Source organism: Sphingomonas aerophila, assembly GCF_014199305.1.
GTDB classification, from domain to species: Bacteria; Pseudomonadota; Alphaproteobacteria; order Sphingomonadales; family Sphingomonadaceae; genus Sphingomonas; species Sphingomonas aerophila.
Genome location: NZ_JACIJK010000015.1, coordinates 1 through 22,304, shown reverse-complemented (window position 1 = coordinate 22,304; position 22,304 = coordinate 1). Strand labels below are relative to the sequence as shown.

Genomic DNA, 22,304 nt, shown 5'->3' with positions numbered 1-22,304 from the left:
CCACCGCTGTGCCAAGCCGCCTGCGCACCCCGGTCTGGATCGCCGTTGAACGACACCGTCGCAGACGCGCCGCATCCGACGCCATGCCTTCGGCCCGACGCCGAACATTCGGTGGAAAGGCTCTGGGAGAGCCTTTCCACACGAATGTTTCCCCAGGGAAACATCATCGCTGTAGCCCCCGGCCTTCCGCCTCCAATTGCGCCAGCGTGAACTTCAGCGCCTCGACCAGCTCGGCCGTGCTCGCGCCGGACCCGGCGTGAAGTCGTATCGTGATCCCCTGCCGGTTAATCGACTGGACCGACAGGGCAGGGCGGCCAAGCTCGCTTTTCAGCACCAGCGGTTCCAGGGCCGGCACCGTTTGCTTCGGTGCGTCGAGAAGCCGGCGGATCACGTCGGTCGCGGGCAGCAACGCCTGGCTAGCCTCGCGCCGGCGCTTCTGTTCCTTGGCGACCAGCTTGGCTTCGGCCAGGATCGCGGGCGCGACCGCCTTGTCGTCCAGCGCCTGCGCCAACGGATAAGCGGGCTTGAGCTGCACGTCCGCAGGCGACGCGAACGCCGCCACCACCGCGTCGGACAACCCCGCGACCTTCAGCATCTTCGATAGCCAGCCTTTGGAAAGCCGCAGCCGCTCCGCCATCCGCGTCAGGTGGTTGCCGTAATGCGACTTCAGCGCCGCGGCGTAGTTCCTGGCCCGCTCCAGGTCGGATACGTCCTTGCGCGCGCGGTTCTCCAGGTCAGCGAGGCGAAACGCCGCTTCATCGTCCAGCACCGCGACCTGCGCCACGAACACCATGTCGGGATAGCTGTGGGCGCGCAGCCAGCTGATCGACCAATGGCGCCGCGTGCCCGCGATCACCTCATAATCATGGTCCGGATCGCCCTCGATCCGCCGCACCACGGCGGGCACTTTTTGCCCGCCCTCGGCGACAATGGAATCGATCAGCTCGCGGCAGCCTTCCTCCGACAAATGCGCATAGGATCGCGCATTGCCGGGCCAGATTCGGACGCGCGCCGGGTCCAGCAACAGCTGCGTCACTTGCCGAACCTCGCCCGAGGCGACGCGTGCGAGGGCAGACTCCCGGCCCAGCAACGTACTCCCGCGCAGCCGATCGCGCGTCAGCTCGGGGGCAGGGGAGGGCGCCTGCGCTTGCACTATTTCCGCCTTTGCCGGGGCGGGTTCGTCGGCCAGCAGGGCCGCCAAATAATCAGATTGCTTACGCGCCATAAGGGAGCTCCTGCGCGGAACGTATGCAGAACAGGCTCTTGTAGGACAGCGAAAAATGCATCGCGGCCCGACCGCAAGTATTTGTCGCTACATCACGCCGCGGCATGGAGCAGCTCCTCCTCGCTCGCCGGCGCCACCCGGCCCCAACCCTGCCGGACCAGCTGCTCCACCTGGCGCAGCGCTTCGTCCAAATTCGCCCGGCAACGCTTGTGCGTCTTGGGCGTCCCGATCGGCCGTTCCAGCTCGTACACCGTCATCATCCGCATCGCCGCGTGGCTGATCTCGGCGGAGTCGAGGATGGGAACCGGCAGCAGCGCCGGCCCGAAGCTCCCTTCCATGATCGCGCGCACCATCGCGTGGCTCGGATCGTTGGAATCGAACTTGGAACAGATCAGCCGGACGAACTGGTAGTCGACCGCGATGCCGGCGCCCTCCAATTGTTGCAGCACCTGGTCCATCATCGACAGGAACTGCACGGTGGAGCAGAAGTCCGGCGTCGTCGCTGCCAGCGGCACCAGCAGCGCATTGGCCGCCTGCATCACCGCCAGGCTAATCGTGCCCAGCGCAGGCGGGGGATCGAGGATTACCACGTCGTAATTGCGGGCGAGATCGGCGAGCCCCTGCTTCAATTTGCGAAATCGCGCCGCGAGCACCGATTGCCCGTCAGCGCCCGACGCGGCGAGCTCATATTCGACGTCGAACAGCTCAAGGTTCGACGGGATCAGGTCGACATTGGGCCAGGGCGTCCGCTTGACGGCATAATTGAGGTCCGCCTGGGTCGGGTCAATGGACAAATAAGGATAGAGCGTTTCCTCGCGCTTGATGTTGAAATGCGGGTTGAAGCCGAACAGCGTCGTGGTCGTCGCCTGGCTGTCGCAATCAACAACCAGCACCCGATAACCCTGCACCGCGAAATAGTGCGCGAGGTGGGTGGTGACGGTCGACTTGCCGACCCCGCCCTTGAAGTTCTGCACCGCGATCACCGCAGGGACATCAAGGCCACCGCGCGCAGGCGAAGCGCCCAGCACCTCCCGCATGTGCAGCATCTCCTCCACCGTATAGCCGAGGCGCCGTCCGGTCTCGGAAGAGGGGGGAGGGGGCAGACGCCCGTCCTCCTCCGCCATGCGGATGCGATTAGTCGAGCAGCCGAGCAGTGTCGCTGCCTCCGCAATACCGAAACGGACGTTCAGCCCCTTGCGGCTCTCCGGCAAGAACGCCTTGCGTCTTAGTCGCTCGATCATTCTCTCGCCTGCCTCAGCGAGGTCGCCGATCTGGCTCACAATTAAATTCATGGTGACGCCCCCGCGGCGAATTGAAGCTTGTCTATCAGCATATCACACGGAAAGCTTCAACGGGGCAAGTAGCGCTTGTCGCCGTGGCGTTGCTGACCCAGATTCGGTCCGAATATAGTAGCAGACTTGTTTCGGGTATGCTCGAGCGGATCCAGCCGGTGAGCTGGTTCAAAGCCAATGCTGCCGAGGTGCTGCGCAACGTGGCCGAGGACCGTATTCCCTACATCATCACCCAGAATGGCGAGGCCAGAGCGGTAGTGCTGGACGTTGCCAGCTACGAGGCGGCCCAGGAAACGCTGGCGCTTCTAAAGCTGGTCGCGATGGGGCGCGAGGACGTGAAGGCCGGGCGGGTGGTCCCCGCGCGTGAGGCGGTCGAGGCCTTGCGCCAGCGGATTCGTGACGAGTGACGCGATGCTATCGCGTAGACCGCCCGATATCGCAGGAACACTGCATTGAGATAGCGGACACGCAGGGCACAGTCCTGCACACGGTGTACTTCGCTGAAGCCATACAGCTGAGACCATGACGACCTCGAACAGTGCGACGATCTGAGCTGAGCGCAAGGCGCCATTCAAACCATTTAAGCCTTTGAGCCGGAACGGCTGCGCTTCCGTGTCTGCTCGCTCTGAAGAGCGGTCGCTTAGCGGAGCTCCGGGCCGGCACGTCACCGGCGCGCCATGCCAGGTAGCCGGCACGCAAATGAGCGGCGATCGTCACGGCCGAGGTCGTCCCGATTAGGATGGTATTTTGGGACTGTCCGGCTTTGGGAGGATAGCGGACCGGCTGCTTTCTGACCCTGAAAGCGGAAAGCCGCCTTTGGTGCAGCCGAGGCCGATGGCCGGGACTTAGAAGCCGCTACGGCCGAGTTCACAGGTGTGCGAAAACCGCTCCTCGGCCGAATATTCGCTCAGCTATTGGACAGAGTGTAGGTGGGCGTAACCTTCATCTCGGTCACCCAGCGGGCGGTCGTGTACTCGTCGAGGTCGTGCTGGGTGCCGATCCTCGTTGTGTTACCCGATGCCTTTACGCCGCCAAAAGGTGCTCGCGTGTCGACCTTAACCGGCTGGTCATTGACATGCACCATGCCGCTCTCGACCCGCTTGGCGATCTCACGGGCGTGGCCAAGCTCACCGAAGATAGAGGCTGCCAAACCGTACCCGGAGCCGTTGGCGAGCCGTAGCGCCTCCTCGTCGTCCTGGAAGGTGACGATCGGTGCAATGGGTCCGAATACCTCCTCTTTAACAAGACGGGACGAGGAGCCGAGATTGGTGACGACCGTCGGGCGATAGAATGACCCTTCGTAGGTGCCGCCCTCAACCACCTTCGCGCCTTCGGAGACGGACTCCTGCACCATCTGGTGAATATGGTCGCGCTGACGCTCGCTGATGATGGGGCCGAGAGCCACCTGCTCCCGCCAGGGATCACCAACCTTCATCTCGCGAGCCAGTTCGGCAAGGCGCGCGGCATAGGCGTCAGCGACACTCTCGTGAACGATGTGTAGGCCGACAGCGATGCAGATCTGTCCTTGGTGCAGGAAGGTTGCGAACGCGCCAGCACGCGCCGCCAGTTCGATGTCTGCGTCATGCAGGACCACAAAGGGGTTCTTGCCGCCCAGCTCCAGCGCGAACCGCTTCAGTTCTCCCCCCGCTGCCGCTCCAATGTCGCGGCCGACGCCGGTCGAGCCAGTGAACGCGATCATGGCCACGTTCGGATCGCGTACCATGGCTGCGCCCGCTGAGCCGCTCCCCGTCACAACGCTCAGCACGCCAGCAGGCAAGCCAGCCTCTTCGAACAGGCGCGCCAGCAGCAAGCCGCCTGCCACAGCTGTGTTGGAGCTCGGCTTCAACACGACTGCATTTCCAGCGGCCAGGGCTGGCGCAACGGCGCGGAGCCCAAGCACCAATGGCCAGTTGAATGGGCCGATCACCGACACCACGCCAAGCGGGGTGCGCTCGAAATAGCTCAGCGTTTCGGCATCGTCCTGGATCACCGTCCGCCACGGCGCTGAAAGCAGGTTGGCCGCGTGGTCGAAATAGTCCTTCGTGACCGCGATCTCGAACTCGGCCTTGTAGCGAGTGGAACCTGTTTCCCGCACGAGCCAATAGACAGCCTCGTCCTTGTGCTCGATCATGAGCTCGCCCGCGCGGCGGATGATATCGGCACGCTCGGACGGCGCAACCGCGGCCCATGAGGCGGCCACCGCATTCGCCCGAGCGCAGGCATCGGCGATGTCAGCCGCAGTCGCATCGGCCACTTTGCCGATCGTCTCGCCCGTCGCCTTGTCGGTGACATCCAGCGTCGCACCGGTCGTGATCCACGAACCGGCATACATCTTCTCGGCCCAGAGGTCGGAACGCATCAATTCGAAATTGGGAACAGAAGCCTCAAACATATCAAAGCCTTTCTGATAAGAGGGTGCGTTCAGCCGCCTTGCGACTGGATGAGGTCGACGGCCTTGCTCGCCAGCGCCATGGTGGGCGCATTGGTGTTGCCGCTGGTGATGTTGGGCATGATGGAGGCGTCCACCACGCGCAGGTTGCGGACGCCACGTACGCGCAGGCTGGCATCAACAACGGCGCGCTCATCCTCACCCATGCGGCAGGTCCCCACCGGGTGCCACATGGTGCTCGCCGCTGATTTCACATAAGCTTTGAGCTGGCCTTCTTCCCTGACGTCGAGTCCCGGCTGCATTTCGGGATAGAGCACATCCCTCAGTGCCGGTTGGGCGATTACCTCGCGGATGTAACGCAGGCCGCTAACAATTTTGCGGACGTCCTCGGGATCGCTGAACCAGTTCGGATTGATCAGCGGCGCCGAGGTCGGGTCGGTGTCGCGCAGTTTCACATAGCCACGACTGCGCGGCTGCATGACGACATTGACGAAGGTTATGCCGGGTTTTGGAAGCGCCTTACCGAGAGAGGCACCGAGCAGGGCGGGATTATGGAAGCTCTGAATCGTCGGCGCTGCAGACAGGTCGTCGGGGTTGAAATACGAGTTCGTCTCGATGCCGCTCCCAGAGGCAGGGCCATCGCGGAAGGCAAGGTAGCGCATGCCGTTCAGCAACATGCGGTAGCCAACCGCATCGCGATAATAGCCCCACTTCTCGCGGGCTTCGACCATCACCGGCACCTGAGCATGATCCTGAAGATTGGCGCCCACCTCCGGCGAAGACACCTTGAGCGGTATGCCAAGGTTCTTCAGCTCGTCCTCCGGACCGATCCCTGAGAGCATCAGCACACGGGGCGAGTTCAGTGCTCCGGCGGAAAGGATCACCTCGCCGGCATGTGCCCTGCGTGCCTGGCCTTTCCGGGAGTATTCGACGCCTGTTACCCGGTCGCCGTCGAAAATTAGCTTGTGAACGGTTGCGTGTGTTTCCACGACCAGATTGCGATTGCGCGCAAGCGGCCGAAGATAGGCGTAAGCGGAGCTATACCGGCGAGCGTCGTAGAAATTCGACTGCACCGGACCGACGCCGCGCTGATCGGCGCCGTTATAGTCGGCATTGAAGGGAAGTCCGGCTTCCTGGAAGGCCCGCACCGTTGCGGCATTCAGCGGGTTGATCTTGGGCGGATAAGAGACGCGGATTGGACCGCGCGCGCCGTGGTACTCGTTGTCCAGCAGCGTATGCGCCTCAATCTTGCGGAAATGGGGCAGCAGGTCTTCATGCGACCAATGACCAGTGTCGCCAACGGCCGCCTGCCACCCGTTATAGTCTCTCGGCTGTCCAACTACCCAGCACATGGCGTTGAGCGAGCTGCCTCCGCCAAGGCCCTTGGCAGCAATCATCGGGCGCGATCTGCCGTCCAACTGTGTCTGCGGCGTGGTCTCATAAGGGTAGAGAAAGCGGCCCGCAGCCAGTAACTTCTGAAAGCCTGCCGGCATATGGATAAGCAAGCTGGAGTCCCGCCCGCCAGCCTCCAGCAGAAGCACCTTGGCGCCGCCCTTGACCAACTCGGCCGCTACCAGCGCACCGGCCGAGCCGGCGCCAGCTACAATGAAGTCGTAGGTCACCGCTGCCGTGGTGGTCGCTTCGGGCTTGTCGAAATCCGACACGATGCTGCTCCTGAATGCCTTCTGTGTCGAAATCTAAGGAGGTTGCAGCCGCTGCAGAATTAGCGATTTCCCATCAGCAGCTGTTCAAAAACGCACAGGCCCGAACCGGCGAACCGTATATCGTCCTGGCGATTGCGCGTTATAGAACCCTGTAAGCTAGCGTCCGTGGTACCGCTGTGAGCTACACGATGATGTCGTCTAGCCTCGACTGACCTGACACGCTGGCCTTACCGACAAAGCTACGCCGCCCGGTAGTCCAACTCCCACGGCGCGGCTGGATTAGTCGCCAGTTCCCACATGATATCGGCAACGCCGACGGACTCGGGTGAGTTGGGCAGCACTTTCTCGCGGACAGTCGCCGTTCTTATGCGGATGCCGCGTTCTGCCAGCGGCTCGACAAGCGCTTCGACGACGTGGCGCATGGCAACCTTGCCGACACCCAAGCTCACCGCGTTCGCGTTTGGCTTCGTCGCGATACCGCCCCCAGTGACGAGGATCGTGCCCCCACGATCGCTGAACAGGCCGACTGCGGCGCGGATCGTGTGAAGTCCCGCCGCTACGTTGATCGCAAGATCACTGGTCACCTCTGCATCCGTCATGCTGAACAGGTCCTGGATGCGAACCACGGCTGCATTGAAGTGCACCACGGTCAGACCCCCGGTAATCTCATCGCCCTTTGCGATCGCGGTGCGGAGCGCGACAGGGTCCGTCGCATCGACAGGTACGGTGTGAACGGTGATCCCTTTTTTCGAAAGGGCGGCCGCCTCCTCGGCCAGTCGATCCGGGTTGCGTGCAGCAAGCACGACCGACCAGCCAGCCTTTCCAAACTTCTCTGCCACACCGCGACCAATTGCCGGACCGGCCCCGAGGATCATGATAGATTTCGACATACTTCTTCCTTTTGAATAGGCAGTTGTGGGGCCAGCTTGCAGGGGTAGCGAATACCAGGCGCTATGAAGCACGGCCGAGCACGGAAGAGGCCGCTCAGCCGTGCCAGTGCGAGCTGCGGATCACCGCGCAGAAATTGCCGCGGTGGAAACGCGGGTCCTTGTCGGCCAGCACGTCGGCTTTGACGTTGCCGAAGGTCGTGTCGGGCTTGTGCTTGATGCCGTCGTAGAAGGCCTGGATAATGTCCTCCTTGAACTGCGGCGTGCGCGGGAAGGCAGAGACGACGGCCTCGCGGGTGGCATCGTCATACTTGTCATAGGTGAGCCCCAGCACATCCATCTCGACGCCGGCGGTGGTCAGCGCGATCACCGGGTGCATGAACTCAGGGACCCCCGGTGTGGTGTGAAGGGCAATGCCGGCCCAGACCTTCTCGACATCGGACGGATCAACATGGTGGCTTTCAAGGAAATCGCGGGCCGCGTTGGCGCCGTCGACCTCGAAACGTAGGTCCTGGCTCGAGTGCGATGGCATCAGGCCGATGTCGTGGAACATGGTTGCCGCGTAAAGCAGCTCGGGATTGAACGTCAGACCGCGCTGCTGGCCGGCGATCGCGCCGAAAAAGTAGACGCGGCTCGAGTGTTTGAAGAGTAGCTCGGTCTCCGTGTCGCGAATGAACTCGGTGATCGTGTGGCAGAGCTTGCTGTCGGGGATCGACACGCCATGGACGATGGTCACGTTCTTCTCCTGTGGAGCTTGGTCATTCGGCGGCTTGCGCGAAGGGGAAGGAGATCCGTCCTGCCCGGCCCGATCCATGTCGCAGGACAGCCAGTTGGCAGCAACAAGGGTGAGCGTTGATATCCTGCCGAGGATGGCGGAAAAGCGGACACGCTCGATCACCGGTGTTTCCGGCAGCTGATCGAGCCGAGTTAGGGGAGGTGCGGATGGCCAAGGAAATCGCGTTGGTCATCCACAACGGCGTGCAGGCACTAGACGTGGTCGGTCCGCTTGACGTGTTCGCTGAGGCCGACGCGATGGTGCCGATCGGTCAGGGCTATCGCTGCCTCCTTGTCGCGTCTTCGCTCGATCCTGTCCGAGGTTCCAACGGCATGGTGCTCATGCCCGACCTTTCGTTCGCGCAGGCTTCGCGCGATTTCCATACCGTGCTCGTGGCAGGTGGCCCGACGCTACCCGAGGCTAGCGCGGACGAGGCGCTGTCCGCCTGGCTCCGACGCTGGGGCGTTCGGGCTAAGCGCCATGGTTCGGTCTGCACCGGCGCTTTTGTACTCGGCCATGCCGGGCTGCTGGACGGACGCGTGGTGACCACCCACTGGCAAAATGCCCCGCGACTGGCGGCAATGTTCCCTCATGCCCGCGTCGAGCATGATCGCATCCATGCCCGTGACGGCGCGCTGGTGACGTCCGCGGGCGTGACCGCCGGGATCGACCTGGCGCTAGCGCTCGTTGCCGAAGATCACGGACAGGCGCTGGCGCTGGCCTGCGCCAAGCGGCTGGTGGTGGTGGCTCAGCGGCAGGGTGGGCAGTCTCAGTTCAGCCCGCTGCTCACGCCCTTGACCGATCCGGAGACGCCGGTCGGCCGGGTGCAGGCCTGGGTCATCGACCATTTGCGCGAGCCGATGCCGGTGCGGCGACTTGCCGAAATTGCGGGGGTGAGCGAGCGCAGCATCGCTCGAGCCTTTGTCAGCGAACTGGACGTCACCCCCCACGAGTTTGTCGAAGGCGTTAGGATCGATCAGGCGCGCAAGCTGCTCGAGGCAAGCGATCGCGCCCTGAAAGCGGTTGCCTATGATTGCGGCTTTGCCAGCCCCGAGCAGATGCGCGCCGCGTTCCAGCGTCGCCTGGGTACCAGCCCAGGACGGTACCGCGACAGCTTCCGTTCGTCGCAAGTGGCGTAAGTCGGGGCGACCTCGGCGCCCGGCTCGCCGATCCTGCAACAGCCGGGCGCATGCGAAGCGAGACTGGTTTCGCGACCAAACCAGTCTCGCAGACCCCTGACATTCATCTCACCAGCCGCGCCGACACGGGCACCGTTGGGTTCGTATCAGGCGTCCGAGGCAGGGACGAGGCGCATCGCCGGGAAGCCGAGCTTGCTGGCGAAGACTTCCTGGACCTCGACGGTCGCGGGGAGCGGACGCCACGCCACTTCGATACTGTCGATCAGGCCGTCCTCGTTCAGGTGGAGGTGCTCGTTACCCTTTACCTCGAGGCCGTTGCAGGTGAAGCTGAAGAACACGGCGACATCCCGGTCCTGCGCGAAGCGGAGGTTCACCTTGAGGCTGTCGATCGTTTCCAGGAAGCCGGAGAGCACCTCCACCACCGCGTCCTTGCCGATCGTGGGTTCGGGGAAGATCGGGCCAAGCAGGACGATGTTCTCGGCGAGATGCGGTACGATCCGCAGGCTGTCCCTGTTGGCGAGGGCCGCGAAATAGTCATCGACATGGGCGGTATTCATCGGAAGATACTCCTGAGGTGTAAATTGGTTGGTGATCTGGGGTAAGCGGTTGGCTGGATCGGAGTTGGCAGGCCTCCCGAATGGTTATCGGGCAGCGCGCTCGATCAGCGCCGCGACTTCAGCCGAGTGCGAAACAGGTGAGGCGTGGCTGGATTGCAGCGTCACCGTCTGGGCGTTCATGCGCTTGGCAAACATCGCCTCGGCCTCTGGCGGGATCATCTGATCCTTGGCGGAAATGGCGTAGAAGGTCGGCTTGTCGTGCCAGGCTGCAACCGTCGCTTCGGTTTCGAACACGGCGCTGTTGAGCGGCAGCTGGTGCGCGACCAGTGTCTTGCCTTCGCTGGCCGGCAGGTCGCCGGCAAATACGGTCGGCAGCGCGGCAGGATCGATCGACAGATAGCCACGAGCGTCCGGCCGCAGCGTCTTCTGCCCGGGGCTTGGTGACGCGCCTTCGGACAGCTTCTTGAGGCTCTCGCCGCGGTCGGGCGCATAGGCGGCGACATAGACCAGCGCCGACACCTTGGGGTCGCTCCCCGCCTCGCCGATCACCACGCCGCCCCAGCTATGCCCAACCAGCACGGTGGGGCCGTTTTGCGCGGCGAGGGCCTTCTGGGTCGCGGCCACATCGTCTTCGAGCGAGGTCAGCGGGTTTGCAACCTGCGTGACGTGGTAACCCCTGCGGCGCAGCAGCTTGGCAACTTTGTCCCAGCTGGTCTGGTCGGTGAAGGCGCCATGCACCAGCACGACATTGCGGGCGGGTTTGGCATTGGCGGCGCCCGTGGCGGCAAGGGACAACGCTGCGGCGATGGTGGCAAAAGCTTTGGCCATAGGTGTTCTCCTTTCAATCGGTGTCGGCGGACGAGAAAGAGCCTCGCCGTTTCGGTTCGGTTGGGTTATGTCGATCAGATGTGATTGTGTCGGCGTCCGGCTGATCGTGAGCCGGACACGGTGTCAGGCGCCTGTCTGACGACCCTGAGCGTGCTGGCGCCGATAGTCGGCCAGCGGCAGGCCGCCCTGGCCCAGATCTTCGATCTCGTGCTCGTGGAAGATCACAGTGGTGTCTTCACGGGGCTTGCCCATCACGTCGAACAGCAGATCGGCGATGCCCTTATAGACCGCGTTCTTCTGCTCCGTGGTGGTGCGGTCCGCACCCGGGGTGGTGCCCTCGCGGGTCACAAGGATGTTCACGATTGGCATGGGAGGTCTCCGGAGGAGACGGGGAGCGCCCGGCGCTCCCCGCGAAGGGGTCAGCGGCCGGCGATCAGGCCGCCATCGACGTGCAGGATCTCGCCAGTCGAGAAGACGGCATCCTCGAGATAGAGTACGGCGCGAACGATATCCGCGACTTCGCCCACCTTGTTCATCGGGTGGAAGCCGGCCGCTTGGTCGATCTTCTTCGGATCGTGCATGGGTGTGCGGATGACGCCGGGCGCGACCGCGTTCACGCGAATGCCGCGAGTGGCATACTCGATCGCGAGGCTCTTGGTGGCCGAGTTCATGCCGCCCTTGGTCAGCATCGCAATGAAAGCCGGCGAGGCTGAATGGGCGAACTCTGCCGTTGATGCGGTAATCTGGACGATGTGGCCGGTGCCCTGTTCCAGCATGACGGGCACCACAGCCTGTGTCGTGAAAAAGAAGCCGTCGAGGTTGGTCTTCAGCTTCAGCCGGTAATCCTCCTCCGTATAGTCGGTGAAGGCCTTGCCGATGAAGATCCCGGCATTGTTCACCAGCGTGTCGATGCGGCCGAACTTTTCGAGTGCGGCTGCCACGAGGCGCTTGCCCGTCTCGGGGTCGCCGATGTCGCCCGAGACGGTCACCAAGTCAGGATCGGTCGAGGGCTGGATAGAGCGCGAGGTAGCGACGACGCCGTAGCCGCGGGCGCGGAACCCGTTGACGATGCCCTCGCCCAAACCCCGTGAGGCACCGGTGACGATGGCGACTTTCCTGACGTCCGACATTGCTTGGCTTCCTTGATGCTTGGCTGATGACCGGCATGTATGGCGGTGTCGGGAAGCCCGGAATTCGCTATCTGTGATCAATGGCTGATCAAAAACGCACAGACCTCGACTGGCAGGACGTTCGGATTTTCGTAGCACTTGCGCGGCACGGCAGCCTCTCCGCTGCCGCCCGGATGCTCTCGGTCAATCATGCGACCATCGCCCGCCGGCTTCATTCGCTAGAGGAGAGCCTCGGCGAAAAGCTCGTCGAGCGCCGCCCCGAAGGCTATGTGCTGACGCCGGCTGGCGCCCATGCTCTCGAGGCTGCGACGGACATGGAGCAGGCTGCCCAGATCCTCGGCCGCGGTATGGCGGACGGCACGCCCAGCGGCCTCGTGCGGATCAACGCGTCGCCGGGCCTGACCGCCGGATTTCTGGTATCACGTCTGCCGACACTTGCGGCTCGTTATCCCAGGCTGGACATAGACCTTGCCCCCGCTCTGCGATCCATCAGCCTGGAACGGCATGAAGCTGACATCGCCATCCGCTTCGACAAGCCCAAGGACGGTGATGTCATCGCCCGCCCTCTGACCACCGTTGGCTACGGTTTCTATGGGACGGAGGAAGCCTGCAGCTCGGTCGAGGCTGGCAGTGATCCGGTCTTCATCAGCTTTAACGAGGCGGACGCTTATCTGTCCGGGGCCACCTGGCTGACGAAGCACTTTCCCCGCGCTCGCGTGGCGTTCCGCGCCAAGGACCAGTTCCTCCAGTCGATTGCCGCGCGATCAGGAACGGGCTTGGCGCTGATTCCGCACTTCATCGGTCGTGCCGACCCGCTTCTACGACCCTGCGATCTCGGTGCAGCGCCATCCAACACCGAGGTATTCCTGCTGACACGCAGCCGCGACCGGAAGAGCTCGTCCATCCGGGTCGTTGCCGATGAGATCGGCGGGATGTTCGAGCAGGAGCGCGATTTGTTCACGTGACGTATGCGTGATCCGAGATGCGTAACTTCGGTCCACCTATCGAGATCAACGCGCTGGCGAGATGAACGAGCGGCCGGAGTTGGAGGGCCGAACCGACGCCCTGAATGGCCGCATGTGGGCGCTTCCGGTCGCGCCAGCAGTCCCGATTGGGATGGTATTTCGGGACTGTCCGCAGTTGGAAGAATTGAGGGCTTTCGCTAATCTACCACCGTGAGGTGTACGGTCGCACCGTCGGGCAAATGCTGAATTTGTCGGAACAGGTCGGCGGTGAACGAAAACCACTCCCGCCAAGGTGCAACCCACACATTATCCGACGAGTACGCTCCTCCGAGCACGGGTGGCGTTGTGAACGCATAGCACTGGTGGGCCGCCAACACCTTCCCAGCCCGCCGGCACTCATCCGCTAAGCGGCGGAGTTGCCAACCTTCCGCATCGTCTTCAACTTGGCGCCAGATTCCCTCTTCTGACACTGCGATCCGTTGGACCGAGCAGCCGGCTCGCTCAAGCATGTGCACCTCGCCGGCGCTATCCACGAGAAACGAGTCCCCGAAAAGGCTGGTGCGGAACACACGGAAGTGGCTCGGCAGGATCGAAGCCCACGCCGACAGGTCCTCATCGTCGGCTGCAGCTTGGAGGAAGTAGTCAGTCGCGCTCATATGACCTTGGTGCCTACTGCAATGAAGGTCGGCAAGTGGGCGAGAGCAGACGTCGGAACAGAGCGGGTCAGCCTACGCGGCTCGGCTAGGTGGGCAAGCTCTCCCGATTTCCTTTCTCGATGGTTAGGGAACCCCTCCTGCCAGCATAGCAAGGCGCGCGATCCTTCAGTTGGGCAGCGTTATAGAGGCAGGTGAGGTCCGCCCGCGCCTGTTCAGGCATAGGCGCATCGAGAGCCTGATCGGCGCATACGCGATGCCGCTGTCTGTCCCATCGTCGTTGCTCGCTAACCAATCTTGAGACTGCAAGACCACCGCTGGTCGAGCGAACGCGCCTGATTGCAAGCGTCAGCTGACGCTGCAACTCACGTTCTATCTCGTTGTTCGAGGTCTCCGCTAGGCACAAGGTAAACGGCCGAGCGTCGTCAGGACTTGGCCGGGTGCATTCGGACGGGCCGATCCCGACCTGGATTGCAAGCACCGCCAATAGCAATCCGACCATGCGCACCTCTCAAAGGATACAGCTGTGCAACTTGCCTTGGGCTGCGACTACCAGCACTTCTTTTCTTCTCGCCCGTCTGTTCAGGTCAGCCTACCCGGTTCGGTGAGGTGGGCAAGCGGATGTCCGCTTTTGGGTGGTTAGGCGACGTTCCGCTTTCTGGCGGGTGCGAGCATACGCTGCCGTTGCCGAGAGTGGCGTTGCCGCTAGGCTGAGATGATGGCGGCGCAACACGACAATATGCAGGGTCTCTATCTTGAGGACAGCTATCTCCTCGGGATTGCGGTTACGGGAAGGCAGTTGCAGCTTAGCGTCCTGTTCGCGCTGACCAAAGATCACCCGGCTTACACGACCCCAAACCCAGGCGAGCAGCACTGCTACCACGAGGGTGTAATAGAATGGACCCAGGTCGCAATCATCCACTCGCGGGGGCAGCCCCAGGTCTTCGGTTCGGCAGACCCGGATGGAACTCTCGATCTAGGGTCGATTAAGTACGTCAACGTCGAAGGCACCCACCATGTAAAGGCTGACTGGTTTGATCTTCGGTTTACCGCCGACAGCATGGAGATCGTGCTTGCAACTTGATGACTGAATTTGACGGATAGCGGAAGGGCCGCCGCCTTCGGCTAGCTGCGCTGGAAAGCAGGCGGCAGCGCTGGTAGCTTCTCAACATGGCAGCTTATACCAAGATTGAAGATGTTTCGGCCTTACCCCAAGACATCAATAGCGGCCCTAAAGGGTGGGGGTTTAGGATGTGGAGCGACAAGCTTGATGATGAGGCTCCTCATAGGCTAATCTTAGAGAGGTTTGCGGCGACGCATCCCGAGGCGGGTATTAAGCTCCCGCCCTATGATCGATATGAGGATTACGTTGAAGCCACTGCCATTTGGAATGGCGCACTAGTCGCGATCTACTACGAAACCATCCTAAGCTATCTCTGGCTATGGTCGCCGGATCGCGCAACGGTGTCATCTTTTCGGACAGCTTTATTACCTTTGGCCGGATAAACGAACGTCGGCTTTTACGATCAGCTAGTTTGCTTCGTAGTGGCCGAGATTGGGCGAGAGCGGAAGGGCCGCTTTGGGGGCGGGCAGGTAGGTAGGGACACCGTCCCAATTGGGATGGTATTTTGGGACAGCCGGGGTCAGGGCAGCCACTTCGGCCTTATTGCCGCCAGCTTGCGAGTGAATCGGAGTCTGTGTCAGCCGACTGGCAGGTTGTGAGCTCTAAGCAATTGAGCTGATGCTCTGATACGCCTTTGGCGCTGCCGAATGGCAAGCGGCACCGCAACAATCACGAAAACGCCGAATGCCAGGAACAGCCAGACTAGCATCCTGTCGTGCTCGAGCAAGGCAATCCAGACCAAGCATGGCGCCATGATTGCTGGAGTAGTCTTCGTGACCCACCACAGGACTGTTCCCCAACCCGGTCGGTCCCGAGCCTCCATGTCGACAAGCAGAACAAGAGCTGTGGCCATGACCTCAGGCCAAGGGCGAGAACCACGATCCAGCTCAGAGCGTCGATCGCGTCCGAGAAGCCAAGATGCAGCATGTTATCTTTGATCCGGGATTGTCACCCGGTGCAACGGCGTTGAACAGGCATATGCGACCTTGTAGGGCTGCCCCCAGCAGCGTTCGAGGCCTTCAAACACGTTCATGTTTAGCGGCCATCTGACCGGCATCGGCTTTCCATCCGGGCCTTCCATGGTGAAGTGCGCCGGGCGAGGCAGGGCCGCAAGCTTGCCCTTGGCAGCGGTGAAGGCTTGCCGATCCTGGATGAGGAAGGCGATGGTGCCGTCGACGTAAGAGTTCCAGCCGATGCCCTGGTCCTCTTGGTGAGCTTTGTACGACCTGCGGAACAGCGCAATCGCCGCAGGGATCTGGCCGATGTCCGCACGGAGCTGCCCTTCATGCCAGTACAGCACAGGATCCTGTGCCCGATGGGCCTTTCGCCAATCGCGGATGAGGTCTGCGGCTTCAAGCTCACAGCCAGCGTCTTCCAGCTTGCGCCATCCACCGGTCACATCCTGATCGAAGGCATCTCGATCTAGCGCCAGTAGCTCGTTTCGATCGTACCGGCAGCTTTGCACGCTGGGGCTTGCTTGGGCGATCAAGGCGGCCATCATCGGCATACCGCGCCAGACTTCCATGTCGGCCCGCGTCAGGCAAGCTTTGCTCTCCGCACCACTCGGGGGAGGTACTCGCCGCATCGTCTCGCAAAAGGGATGGTCGTTGCTCACCAGCTTGGCAGCGGCTCCCCATCCGCTGATAGGACGCTCTTATGATCGTTGTAGTCGAAGGGATCAGCGCGAGCGGTAAAAGCACCTGGTGCGCTCGGCACGGCGGTTCCCATGTCGTTCCCGAGAATGCCAGGCTCGACGGAGCGCCCGATCGTGTCGCCGAACCCGCGGGCGCAGCTGCGTTCTGGGCAGAGTGCAACGTCGCTCGGTGGCAGCAAGCCTTGGCCGTGGAGCGGGCGACAGGACATGCCCTATGCGACACCGATCCGCTAAAGCTGCATTATATCTGGTGCCTATGGCGGACCGCTGAAGCGTCCGAGCGCGACTGGTCGCTGGAACTCGCGGCAACCCGCCAGACTATCGCGGATGGCCGGATCGGCTTCGCTGATTATTATCTAATCGCCGACACCGATGTAGAGACAGCACGGCAGCGGGCGATGGCCGACATCTCGCGGCGTCGGCGCAACTTCGATCGTCATGCTCGGCTGCGTCCCGCACTGCTCGAATGGTATGCGGCGCTCGACATGGTGCTACCGGGTCGCGTCCGGTTCGGCTTACCAGCGACTCTGCCGGTTGGAATGGTGGTCGGGGAACGCCACAACCTCACTGCTTTTGACGCGATGATCTCGCGTCTGCCAACGCCAGAATAGTTCATGTAATCGTCCAGAGCCCTTCCTATTTGGAAGGCGATCGGGACCGTCGCAGCTGTCCCGTTTGGGATGGTGTTTTGGGACTGTCCGGGGGTTAGGTGCTAGCGGACATTCAGCATCGCTGGTGTTAAAAGTCGGTCATGATCGGATCGGCTGATGAATTTGTCCGGCTCAGGACGAGCGACGAGCCTGACGAGTATCGTCGAGCAGCGATGGATGAGGCACCAGAAAGCGTCTGGTTGGAGGTAGTCCAAGCGTATCCAGAGATGCGCCGCTGGGTCGCTCACAATAAGACGGTACCCATGTCCGTCCTCGACCTTCTAGCTGCCGATCAGGATGAGGATGTACGGATCGCCGTGGCCCAGAAGCGTAAGCTGACAGCCGACTTGTTCAGCCAGCTGTCTCGCGATCCGTCGCCAAACGTGCGGCAGCGCATCGCGTCGAACGCTAAAACACCCACCGATGTGCTTGAGCGTCTGGCTTCCGACGCAGATAAGAGCGTCGCAATCGAAGCGCGAACTCGGCTCGGCTGAATAGCCGCGAATGGGGCGTTAGCGGGCTTTGGTCCAAACCGGAAAGACGGCGTTCGCGGTCGAGCCCATCGCTCTCACCATCTGCCCGTGATCGAAATTGGGAAGTCGCGTGAAATAATCGAGCGCGCCGCTCTCCCCGGTCGCTCCTTGCGGAAACGCACACGCGAGCTGTCCCTCAGATCCGAACAGGAGCCACCACACGTCAGCACCCCATGGACCTGTGTCGTTGGTCTCGATTGCCACTCCAATCATGTCGGACTTGGCCAATGTGGTTGTGCGGCCCGCGTCATCGGTGACTTGAACGTGGTAGGGCTCAACCGATACGACCCACAGTGCTTCGGGTTGTGGATGATCCCTCCGTTTTCTGAACCAGCTCATCTAGCCTCCAGGCCAGTAAACCCTAAGGCGCCCCGCCGGTGTCCGCTACTCGGCGCTTCCGGCCTCGCCAGCAGTCTCGAATGCGATGGTATTTTGGGACTGTCTGGATTGCGGGCTCTGGCGCAGCGAGCCAATGTGGCTCTATGCCAACCTATGTAGCGATCGATATTGGCATCAAACTGCGAGCAGTTGCCAGCGACCTTCTTGCGTTTGAGTGGAAGACGAACGGCATATCTGCGGACTTCATCTTGCCAGACGACGACGCGCACGCCCTGCGCGTCTCGTTCGACCGCCCTTGCATCGTGCGTCTATCCGATGAGGTGGCCGTAAGCACCGAAGAGGACACGCCCAACAAGGGCTTGGTTTCTAACCACTTCGCATACCGGCTGGAAGGCGCATGTTTCAGCCGCTCGCAGTCCGAGACGTGGAAGGAGGTCAGCGGGCCTGTAGCTCACTACCAGTTTGTGACCGGATGGGCCTGTATGGACGTACTGAGCGGCGGTTCACCCTCATTTTCAATCGTCAGCCGATCCCGTTGAAGGTCCAGAGTTGGACAAAGCTGGCGTCCTACGAGGAGAGTAGCGTGGGAGAACCTGCCAGACCGCAGACTTTGGCAAGAGGTCCCTGCAAGTTCACGCCTCCGGGTCATAAGGAGGGAACGGAGGTGGCAAGTCGAGGTCGCGCTGTTGTAGGTAGGTGAAGCGTCCGGCTCTGTAGCTTTCGCTATCCACCAGCTCGGTGTGAACAACCCGCATGGCAAGAAGCAGCGCCTGCACTCCATCAATACCGTGCGCTGAATGCGATTTTGTTTCACCAGCCCACGTCAGCGTCCAAGCGCAGCGATACTCGCCCGTTGGCTGCTGCTGCGGGGTAAAGAACCGGCAGCGGACTTCTCTTTCACCATCTTCAAAAATCCGCTCTACAAAAGCTGCTCCCGACACGTATCCCTCCGGACTGATCAACCAAGCTATCGCTAGCACCCGCAATCCCTGATTGGGATGGCCACCACGACCGGCGAAGCCGTCCCGTTTGGGATGGTATTTCGGGACTGTCCGGCTTTGGGTGGAGAACGGGAAGGCGGCTTTCAGGGGCGACTAGGCGATAGCTGCCATTGCCGTACGGTGCCGACAAGGGCACCATCAACCTATGAGGCGCCATCCGTCTTTCGTTCTCGTTGCGTGCGCGAGTTTCGTCACGATGGGGTGTACTCGCGCGCCGGAAAACTACGCTTCGAGCTGCTCTATCCCGCGCAAAAATTGGGGCCGGGAAAAGGACGGCATTGGTCATCTTAGGATGGTGCAGCCGATCTACATAGGCTCGGACGGCTCAACCCTCTGGAATAAAGCGGCGATCTCAGACGCCACACTTCGGCGTTACATGGCGCTGATGAGCAACATGAACCCAGAGCCGCAAGCCGTCCTTGACATCGCGCCTACTGCGCCATGTAGTCGCGTAGAAGCTGTTCGGAAGATCATGGATGCTACCCCGCTCTGCAAGGGGCCGCATTCGCTCTGCAGCGAGGGATGGAATTGGCGACAATGGCCCGAATTAGGCGGCCCATAACGTCCGCTGCTCGGAAAGGCGGGTGCAGGGCGCTTCTTGCCGCGCCAGCAGTCGCAATTGGGATGCTATTTTGGGACTGTCCGGCTTTGGGTGGAAAGCGGCTGGTCCGCTTTCGAGTTTGCGGATTAACTTAGCGGCCGTGAGGCTTGGCCCTCTTTTATAGCCAACTCTCCGCTAGCTCGTGCGTCAATAAACGGGAGGAAGCTCCTCGATCCGACACCCAAAGCATCACCTATGCGCTTAGCCGGATCGTCACTACACCTGTCGCGGCGAGCAGCGGACATTGAGGAGTGCGTGATGCGTCATTGGACTTTGTCGGCAACGATCGGAGCTGCCATTTTGAGCTCTAGCGCGGGCTCCGCGAGCCCGGTGCAAGGTGTCATCTCAGGCAGCTATGTCCAGGACCGGGAACGGAGCGACAACGCTTTTCAAGTGATTGAGAACGCTATTGCCGGTCTTACAAACGCCCAGCGCCCTCTCGCTCGCATGACGCTGCTCAAGTCCATTGCAGTCGACAGGATGAGGATTTCGACTGCCGGGGGTCGAGTTGGAATTACATATGATGACAAAGCACCCATCATCGTTTGGATAGGCGGAGAGCCGGTCAAGTGGAAGCTCATTGAAGTGCTCGTTTTCGATGTGTCGGCAAAGGCTAATGGTGACGCTATTCTAATAACATTCCGCGGCGAAGACAGTGAGCGGGTTATGACGTATCACAATGTTGGTCAGGACTTGGTGGTAGACACCACCATGACCAGTCCATTACTCTCCAGACCCATTGTTTATAAGCAAATATTCAATCGAACGAACTGACAGGGTTTTCGAGGAATACCTTCTGGTTAGAAACCGTCGAACGGCCTTCGTCTCGTAGATGCAGATGCGAAGATGATCTCTCCAGCGCCTGCTTTGAGGCGCCGCGACCGTGAATGAACGGCAGCGACTGGGCGGGAGCAGAAGGTCCGCTTTGGAGGCGGGCAGGACGGGACCGTCCCAATTGGGATGGTATTTCGGGACTGGCCGGGTTTGGTGGGAAATGCTCGGACCGCTACTAGCGCCGTCCCGCAATGGCGTTTTGCGCCATCAAAGCTCATGATGTCACACAGCGGGGCGATGAGCGTTGCGAAAGGTACCTCTTTTGCGACAAGCTCGTAGCTGACTTTCTTTTGGGGTTCTCGGCAAAGGGTAAGAATGCGAGCTTGGGCAATTATCGCCGGCGTTGTGATGATTCCAGGAGTCGCTGGTGCACAACAATCGTCAAAGGATGTTCTAGCCAGTTTTGGCATGAAGATTGTCGAGCCGATGACGGCAAAGGAGTTAGCCGCCACCAGGGTGCGCGTTGATGCCGAGCTTGCGAGGTCCGGCACCGCAGCATTGTTCGAGAACGTCAGCGACGCAAATGGCGGCAGGGCCCGACACCGGGCGTCTGGTCTAGTGTGCCCTCTTGGCAAAAAGGGGCAGCGCGTTCTCGCAGCTTCGATGGACCAGGCCTCGTGCGAAACCAGAGATGGAAGCACTGTTTATAAAACAAAGGTCGAGAGGGCTCCCGAGGGGGCGACCCTCGATACGGTTGCCGCAAAGGCTCTCACGGACGCACAGAAAGAGCCGGGATATGCTGCTTCGGGCGGCGTATCGGTCACTGGGCACCCTAGACCAGGGTCGGGCCTGCCAGACCATCAGACCTTGCGCTTTCTGAGCCGCATTGACGGACACGAGCGCGCTAGTCGCCTTCAGATAGGCGTTGTGCGGGGCTGGGTCCTCACCGAACGTCGGGAAACCCCGAACACGAACGCACAGCCTTCAAGTATGAGCGAGATTCTGAGCGAAGCTACGTTCGGCACGAGTATGACCGCGCAACAGTAATCGATAAAGGGACCGCTTGTGCAACGCCAGCACGTCCGCTCTCGGGACCGTCAGCCTCAGGCCAGGCGTCGTATCTGGGCGCTAGCTGCCGTCCCAATTGGGATCGATCTCTGGGAAAGCGGCTATGAGGCAGGCAGGAAGTGCTGCCGCAGCGATAACCAATTCAAAGCGTGAAATCCTGCCCTTCCGGCCAGCCCGCTGGATCATACGATTTGATGTGAGTGCCAGCAGGAAGCTTACGCTTCAAGCAGTCGCGCGCTGCAACGATCTCGCTACGCGGAGCTATTACGTGAAAGCCATCTGTGTCGGTGAGCAGACCTGTAAAATCGAAAACCTCGAACTTCCTGACCCCACAAACTAGCAAGTCTTCTAAAACCGAACCTTCGATGATTGGTGACCCCTCCGGTCTGACGTATCTGTCAGTCATTAGTACACCTCGATCTGCGAATAGCACTAAAGCGTCAGATTGCCACGGGGGCTTAGGTCCGCAGCTACTCAAGATAAAGCAGGCTGCAATGAAGACTCTCACTGGCTTACGTAAATGCATCCACATACCGTCATAATGACGCTAATTGCGTATGTGCGCCAGAGCGACTGCTATGAAAGACTGTTCCCGTTTGGCATCGTTTATTGCGCTCAAGTGCGCGCGCTTTGCTGAGTTAGCTGAGACCGCAGCTCTTTAACGAGCATCCAGTTCCGGACCACCTAGCCGGGCCAACGAATGGCCGGTTGTGGGCGTGAGCGGCAGTCCCACAAAGGAAGGGCGAGTGAGGCAGCAGGCCAGTTAGGGCAGGGCCTCACGGCCTCTGTGGCTACTTCCCAAAATATGTTCCCGATTGCTCTTTCCCGAAACTGGCGGAAAGGGACGGAGATACGGGACACTCGTCGTGTCGCAAATGTTCAAAGTTCTGCAACAGCCAATCTACGTCGGGTGCCGGCTGTTGTTACGTTCAGCCAACTCGCCTTCGAGGCTGGCGATCGCCGCGCCAATCGCTTCCGATTGAGTGCATGCAGGGTCTTGCCGCAGGCGCCGGGCTTCCTGCACCAGGTCACGCCAGTACGTCAGCGTGTCCTGGTA

General features: G+C 61.3%; 24 protein-coding genes. 9 read left to right on the top strand and 15 right to left on the bottom strand.

Annotated elements, in window-relative coordinates; translation table 11 throughout:
* Positions 1-163 precede the first annotated feature (163 nt).
* Positions 164-1,225, bottom strand: coding sequence for a ParB/RepB/Spo0J family partition protein (locus tag FHS94_RS17740; RefSeq protein ID WP_184060397.1), 1,062 nt, complete (start codon positions 1,223-1,225; stop codon positions 164-166).
* 92 nt (positions 1,226-1,317) lie between these two features.
* Positions 1,318-2,517, bottom strand: a complete 1,200-nt coding sequence (locus FHS94_RS17735; RefSeq protein ID WP_184060395.1) for an AAA family ATPase — start codon at positions 2,515-2,517, stop codon at positions 1,318-1,320.
* 158 nt (positions 2,518-2,675) lie between these two features.
* On the opposite strand from FHS94_RS17735, the gene FHS94_RS17730 reads away from it, so the two are divergent.
* The gene (locus FHS94_RS17730) at positions 2,676-2,924 is read left to right on the top strand and encodes a type II toxin-antitoxin system Phd/YefM family antitoxin (protein WP_343055351.1); all 249 of its coding nucleotides are present in this window, start codon (positions 2,676-2,678) and stop codon (positions 2,922-2,924) included.
* Between the two features lie 500 nt (positions 2,925-3,424).
* Here the strand turns inward: FHS94_RS17730 and FHS94_RS17725 are convergent, their stop codons facing one another.
* The 4 genes from FHS94_RS17725 to FHS94_RS17710 all read right to left on the bottom strand — a co-directional run bounded on the left by FHS94_RS17725 (position 3,425) and on the right by FHS94_RS17710 (position 8,355).
* The gene (locus FHS94_RS17725) at positions 3,425-4,876 is read right to left on the bottom strand and encodes an aldehyde dehydrogenase family protein (protein WP_221234867.1); all 1,452 of its coding nucleotides are present in this window, start codon (positions 4,874-4,876) and stop codon (positions 3,425-3,427) included.
* A 62-nt stretch (positions 4,877-4,938) separates the two neighbouring features.
* Positions 4,939-6,570: a GMC oxidoreductase gene (locus tag FHS94_RS19820; RefSeq protein ID WP_221234866.1), complete on the bottom strand. Its 1,632-nt coding sequence runs from the start codon at positions 6,568-6,570 to the stop codon at positions 4,939-4,941.
* Positions 6,571-6,809: 239 nt separating this feature from the next.
* A complete protein-coding gene (locus FHS94_RS17715) occupies positions 6,810-7,460 on the bottom strand; it encodes an SDR family oxidoreductase (RefSeq protein WP_184060389.1) in 651 nt (216 codons plus the stop codon).
* Between the two features lie 94 nt (positions 7,461-7,554).
* Positions 7,555-8,355 carry an HD domain-containing protein gene (locus FHS94_RS17710; protein WP_343055350.1) on the bottom strand — a complete coding sequence of 267 codons (801 nt, stop codon included), beginning with the start codon at positions 8,353-8,355 and terminating at the stop codon, positions 7,555-7,557.
* 44 nt (positions 8,356-8,399) lie between these two features.
* On the opposite strand from FHS94_RS17710, the gene FHS94_RS17705 reads away from it, so the two are divergent.
* A complete protein-coding gene (locus FHS94_RS17705) occupies positions 8,400-9,371 on the top strand; it encodes a GlxA family transcriptional regulator (RefSeq protein ID WP_184060385.1) in 972 nt (323 codons plus the stop codon).
* 146 nt (positions 9,372-9,517) lie between these two features.
* Here FHS94_RS17705 and FHS94_RS17700 read toward each other — a convergent pair whose 3' ends face one another.
* From FHS94_RS17700 to FHS94_RS17685, 4 genes are all read right to left on the bottom strand, one after another.
* On the bottom strand, positions 9,518-9,928 hold the full coding sequence (locus tag FHS94_RS17700) for a nuclear transport factor 2 family protein (protein WP_184060383.1): 411 nt from the start codon (positions 9,926-9,928) through the stop codon (positions 9,518-9,520).
* An 84-nt stretch (positions 9,929-10,012) separates the two neighbouring features.
* Positions 10,013-10,756 carry an alpha/beta fold hydrolase gene (locus FHS94_RS17695; protein ID WP_184060381.1) on the bottom strand — a complete coding sequence of 248 codons (744 nt, stop codon included), beginning with the start codon at positions 10,754-10,756 and terminating at the stop codon, positions 10,013-10,015.
* A gap of 123 nt (positions 10,757-10,879) precedes the next feature.
* A complete protein-coding gene (locus FHS94_RS17690; protein WP_184060379.1) occupies positions 10,880-11,125 on the bottom strand; it encodes a tautomerase family protein in 246 nt (81 codons plus the stop codon).
* Between the two features lie 50 nt (positions 11,126-11,175).
* Positions 11,176-11,886, bottom strand: a complete 711-nt coding sequence (locus FHS94_RS17685; RefSeq protein WP_184060377.1) for an SDR family NAD(P)-dependent oxidoreductase — start codon at positions 11,884-11,886, stop codon at positions 11,176-11,178.
* A gap of 80 nt (positions 11,887-11,966) precedes the next feature.
* Here FHS94_RS17685 and FHS94_RS17680 point away from each other — a divergent pair, with 80 nt between their 5' ends.
* On the top strand, positions 11,967-12,851 hold the full coding sequence (locus FHS94_RS17680; protein ID WP_184060374.1) for a LysR family transcriptional regulator: 885 nt from the start codon (positions 11,967-11,969) through the stop codon (positions 12,849-12,851).
* 197 nt (positions 12,852-13,048) lie between these two features.
* On the opposite strand, the gene FHS94_RS17675 is transcribed toward FHS94_RS17680, so the two are convergent.
* Entirely contained in the window at positions 13,049-13,507 is a 459-nt protein-coding gene (locus FHS94_RS17675) for a T6SS immunity protein Tdi1 domain-containing protein (RefSeq protein WP_184060372.1), read from the bottom strand.
* A gap of 715 nt (positions 13,508-14,222) precedes the next feature.
* Here FHS94_RS17675 and FHS94_RS17670 point away from each other — a divergent pair.
* Positions 14,223-14,588, top strand: coding sequence for a hypothetical protein (locus tag FHS94_RS17670; RefSeq protein ID WP_184060370.1), 366 nt, complete (start codon positions 14,223-14,225; stop codon positions 14,586-14,588).
* A gap of 86 nt (positions 14,589-14,674) precedes the next feature.
* Positions 14,675-15,010 carry a hypothetical protein gene (locus tag FHS94_RS19235; RefSeq protein WP_221234865.1) on the top strand — a complete coding sequence of 112 codons (336 nt, stop codon included), beginning with the start codon at positions 14,675-14,677 and terminating at the stop codon, positions 15,008-15,010.
* Between the two features lie 545 nt (positions 15,011-15,555).
* Here FHS94_RS19235 and FHS94_RS17665 read toward each other — a convergent pair.
* Positions 15,556-16,152, bottom strand: coding sequence for a hypothetical protein (locus tag FHS94_RS17665; RefSeq protein WP_246348873.1), 597 nt, complete (start codon positions 16,150-16,152; stop codon positions 15,556-15,558).
* A gap of 131 nt (positions 16,153-16,283) precedes the next feature.
* On the opposite strand from FHS94_RS17665, the gene FHS94_RS17660 reads away from it, so the two are divergent.
* Together FHS94_RS17660 and FHS94_RS17655 are read left to right on the top strand one after the other, a co-directional pair.
* Positions 16,284-16,892: a hypothetical protein gene (locus FHS94_RS17660; protein ID WP_184060368.1), complete on the top strand. Its 609-nt coding sequence runs from the start codon at positions 16,284-16,286 to the stop codon at positions 16,890-16,892.
* A 140-nt stretch (positions 16,893-17,032) separates the two neighbouring features.
* Entirely contained in the window at positions 17,033-17,425 is a 393-nt protein-coding gene (locus tag FHS94_RS17655) for a hypothetical protein (protein WP_184060366.1), read from the top strand.
* Positions 17,426-17,443: 18 nt separating this feature from the next.
* Here the strand turns inward: FHS94_RS17655 and FHS94_RS17650 are convergent, their stop codons facing one another.
* Positions 17,444-17,803: a hypothetical protein gene (locus FHS94_RS17650; protein WP_184060364.1), complete on the bottom strand. Its 360-nt coding sequence runs from the start codon at positions 17,801-17,803 to the stop codon at positions 17,444-17,446.
* Positions 17,804-17,946: 143 nt separating this feature from the next.
* On the opposite strand from FHS94_RS17650, the gene FHS94_RS17645 reads away from it, so the two are divergent.
* Positions 17,947-18,342: a hypothetical protein gene (locus tag FHS94_RS17645; protein ID WP_184060362.1), complete on the top strand. Its 396-nt coding sequence runs from the start codon at positions 17,947-17,949 to the stop codon at positions 18,340-18,342.
* A 93-nt stretch (positions 18,343-18,435) separates the two neighbouring features.
* On the opposite strand, the gene FHS94_RS17640 is transcribed toward FHS94_RS17645, so the two are convergent.
* The gene (locus FHS94_RS17640) at positions 18,436-18,744 is read right to left on the bottom strand and encodes a DUF6968 family protein (protein ID WP_221234864.1); all 309 of its coding nucleotides are present in this window, start codon (positions 18,742-18,744) and stop codon (positions 18,436-18,438) included.
* Positions 18,745-19,663: 919 nt separating this feature from the next.
* On the opposite strand from FHS94_RS17640, the gene FHS94_RS17635 reads away from it, so the two are divergent.
* Positions 19,664-20,179 (top strand): hypothetical protein, encoded by a 516-nt coding sequence (locus FHS94_RS17635; RefSeq protein ID WP_184060358.1) that lies wholly within the window; start codon positions 19,664-19,666, stop codon positions 20,177-20,179.
* Positions 20,180-21,389: 1,210 nt separating this feature from the next.
* Here FHS94_RS17635 and FHS94_RS17630 read toward each other — a convergent pair.
* Positions 21,390-21,653: a hypothetical protein gene (locus tag FHS94_RS17630; protein WP_184060357.1), complete on the bottom strand. Its 264-nt coding sequence runs from the start codon at positions 21,651-21,653 to the stop codon at positions 21,390-21,392.
* Positions 21,654-22,304 lie beyond the last annotated feature (651 nt).

Bases quoted from the DNA above. Each gene is read 5' to 3' on its own strand.
- FHS94_RS17685 (WP_184060377.1), bottom strand. From the start codon at position 11,886: ATGTCGGACGTCAGGAAAGTCGCCATCGTCACCGGTGCCTCACGGGGT.
- FHS94_RS17680 (WP_184060374.1), top strand. From the start codon at position 11,967: ATGGCTGATCAAAAACGCACAGACCTCGACTGGCAGGACGTTCGGATT.
- FHS94_RS17655 (WP_184060366.1), top strand. From the start codon at position 17,033: ATGATCGGATCGGCTGATGAATTTGTCCGGCTCAGGACGAGCGACGAG.
- FHS94_RS17715 (WP_184060389.1), bottom strand. From the start codon at position 7,460: ATGTCGAAATCTATCATGATCCTCGGGGCCGGTCCGGCAATTGGTCGC.
- FHS94_RS17645 (WP_184060362.1), top strand. From the start codon at position 17,947: ATGCCAACCTATGTAGCGATCGATATTGGCATCAAACTGCGAGCAGTT.
- FHS94_RS17650 (WP_184060364.1), bottom strand. From the start codon at position 17,803: ATGAGCTGGTTCAGAAAACGGAGGGATCATCCACAACCCGAAGCACTG.
- FHS94_RS17705 (WP_184060385.1), top strand. From the start codon at position 8,400: ATGGCCAAGGAAATCGCGTTGGTCATCCACAACGGCGTGCAGGCACTA.
- FHS94_RS17695 (WP_184060381.1), bottom strand. From the start codon at position 10,756: ATGGCCAAAGCTTTTGCCACCATCGCCGCAGCGTTGTCCCTTGCCGCC.
- FHS94_RS17725 (WP_221234867.1), bottom strand. From the start codon at position 4,876: ATGCGTTCCGACCTCTGGGCCGAGAAGATGTATGCCGGTTCGTGGATC.
- FHS94_RS17670 (WP_184060370.1), top strand. From the start codon at position 14,223: ATGGCGGCGCAACACGACAATATGCAGGGTCTCTATCTTGAGGACAGC.
- FHS94_RS17735 (WP_184060395.1), bottom strand. From the start codon at position 2,517: ATGAATTTAATTGTGAGCCAGATCGGCGACCTCGCTGAGGCAGGCGAG.
- FHS94_RS17665 (WP_246348873.1), bottom strand. From the start codon at position 16,152: ATGGAAGTCTGGCGCGGTATGCCGATGATGGCCGCCTTGATCGCCCAA.
- FHS94_RS17630 (WP_184060357.1), bottom strand. From the start codon at position 21,653: ATGACTGACAGATACGTCAGACCGGAGGGGTCACCAATCATCGAAGGT.
- FHS94_RS17660 (WP_184060368.1), top strand. From the start codon at position 16,284: ATGATCGTTGTAGTCGAAGGGATCAGCGCGAGCGGTAAAAGCACCTGG.
- FHS94_RS17675 (WP_184060372.1), bottom strand. From the start codon at position 13,507: ATGAGCGCGACTGACTACTTCCTCCAAGCTGCAGCCGACGATGAGGAC.
- FHS94_RS17700 (WP_184060383.1), bottom strand. From the start codon at position 9,928: ATGAATACCGCCCATGTCGATGACTATTTCGCGGCCCTCGCCAACAGG.
- FHS94_RS17635 (WP_184060358.1), top strand. From the start codon at position 19,664: ATGCGTCATTGGACTTTGTCGGCAACGATCGGAGCTGCCATTTTGAGC.
- FHS94_RS17690 (WP_184060379.1), bottom strand. From the start codon at position 11,125: ATGCCAATCGTGAACATCCTTGTGACCCGCGAGGGCACCACCCCGGGT.
- FHS94_RS19235 (WP_221234865.1), top strand. From the start codon at position 14,675: ATGGCAGCTTATACCAAGATTGAAGATGTTTCGGCCTTACCCCAAGAC.
- FHS94_RS17740 (WP_184060397.1), bottom strand. From the start codon at position 1,225: ATGGCGCGTAAGCAATCTGATTATTTGGCGGCCCTGCTGGCCGACGAA.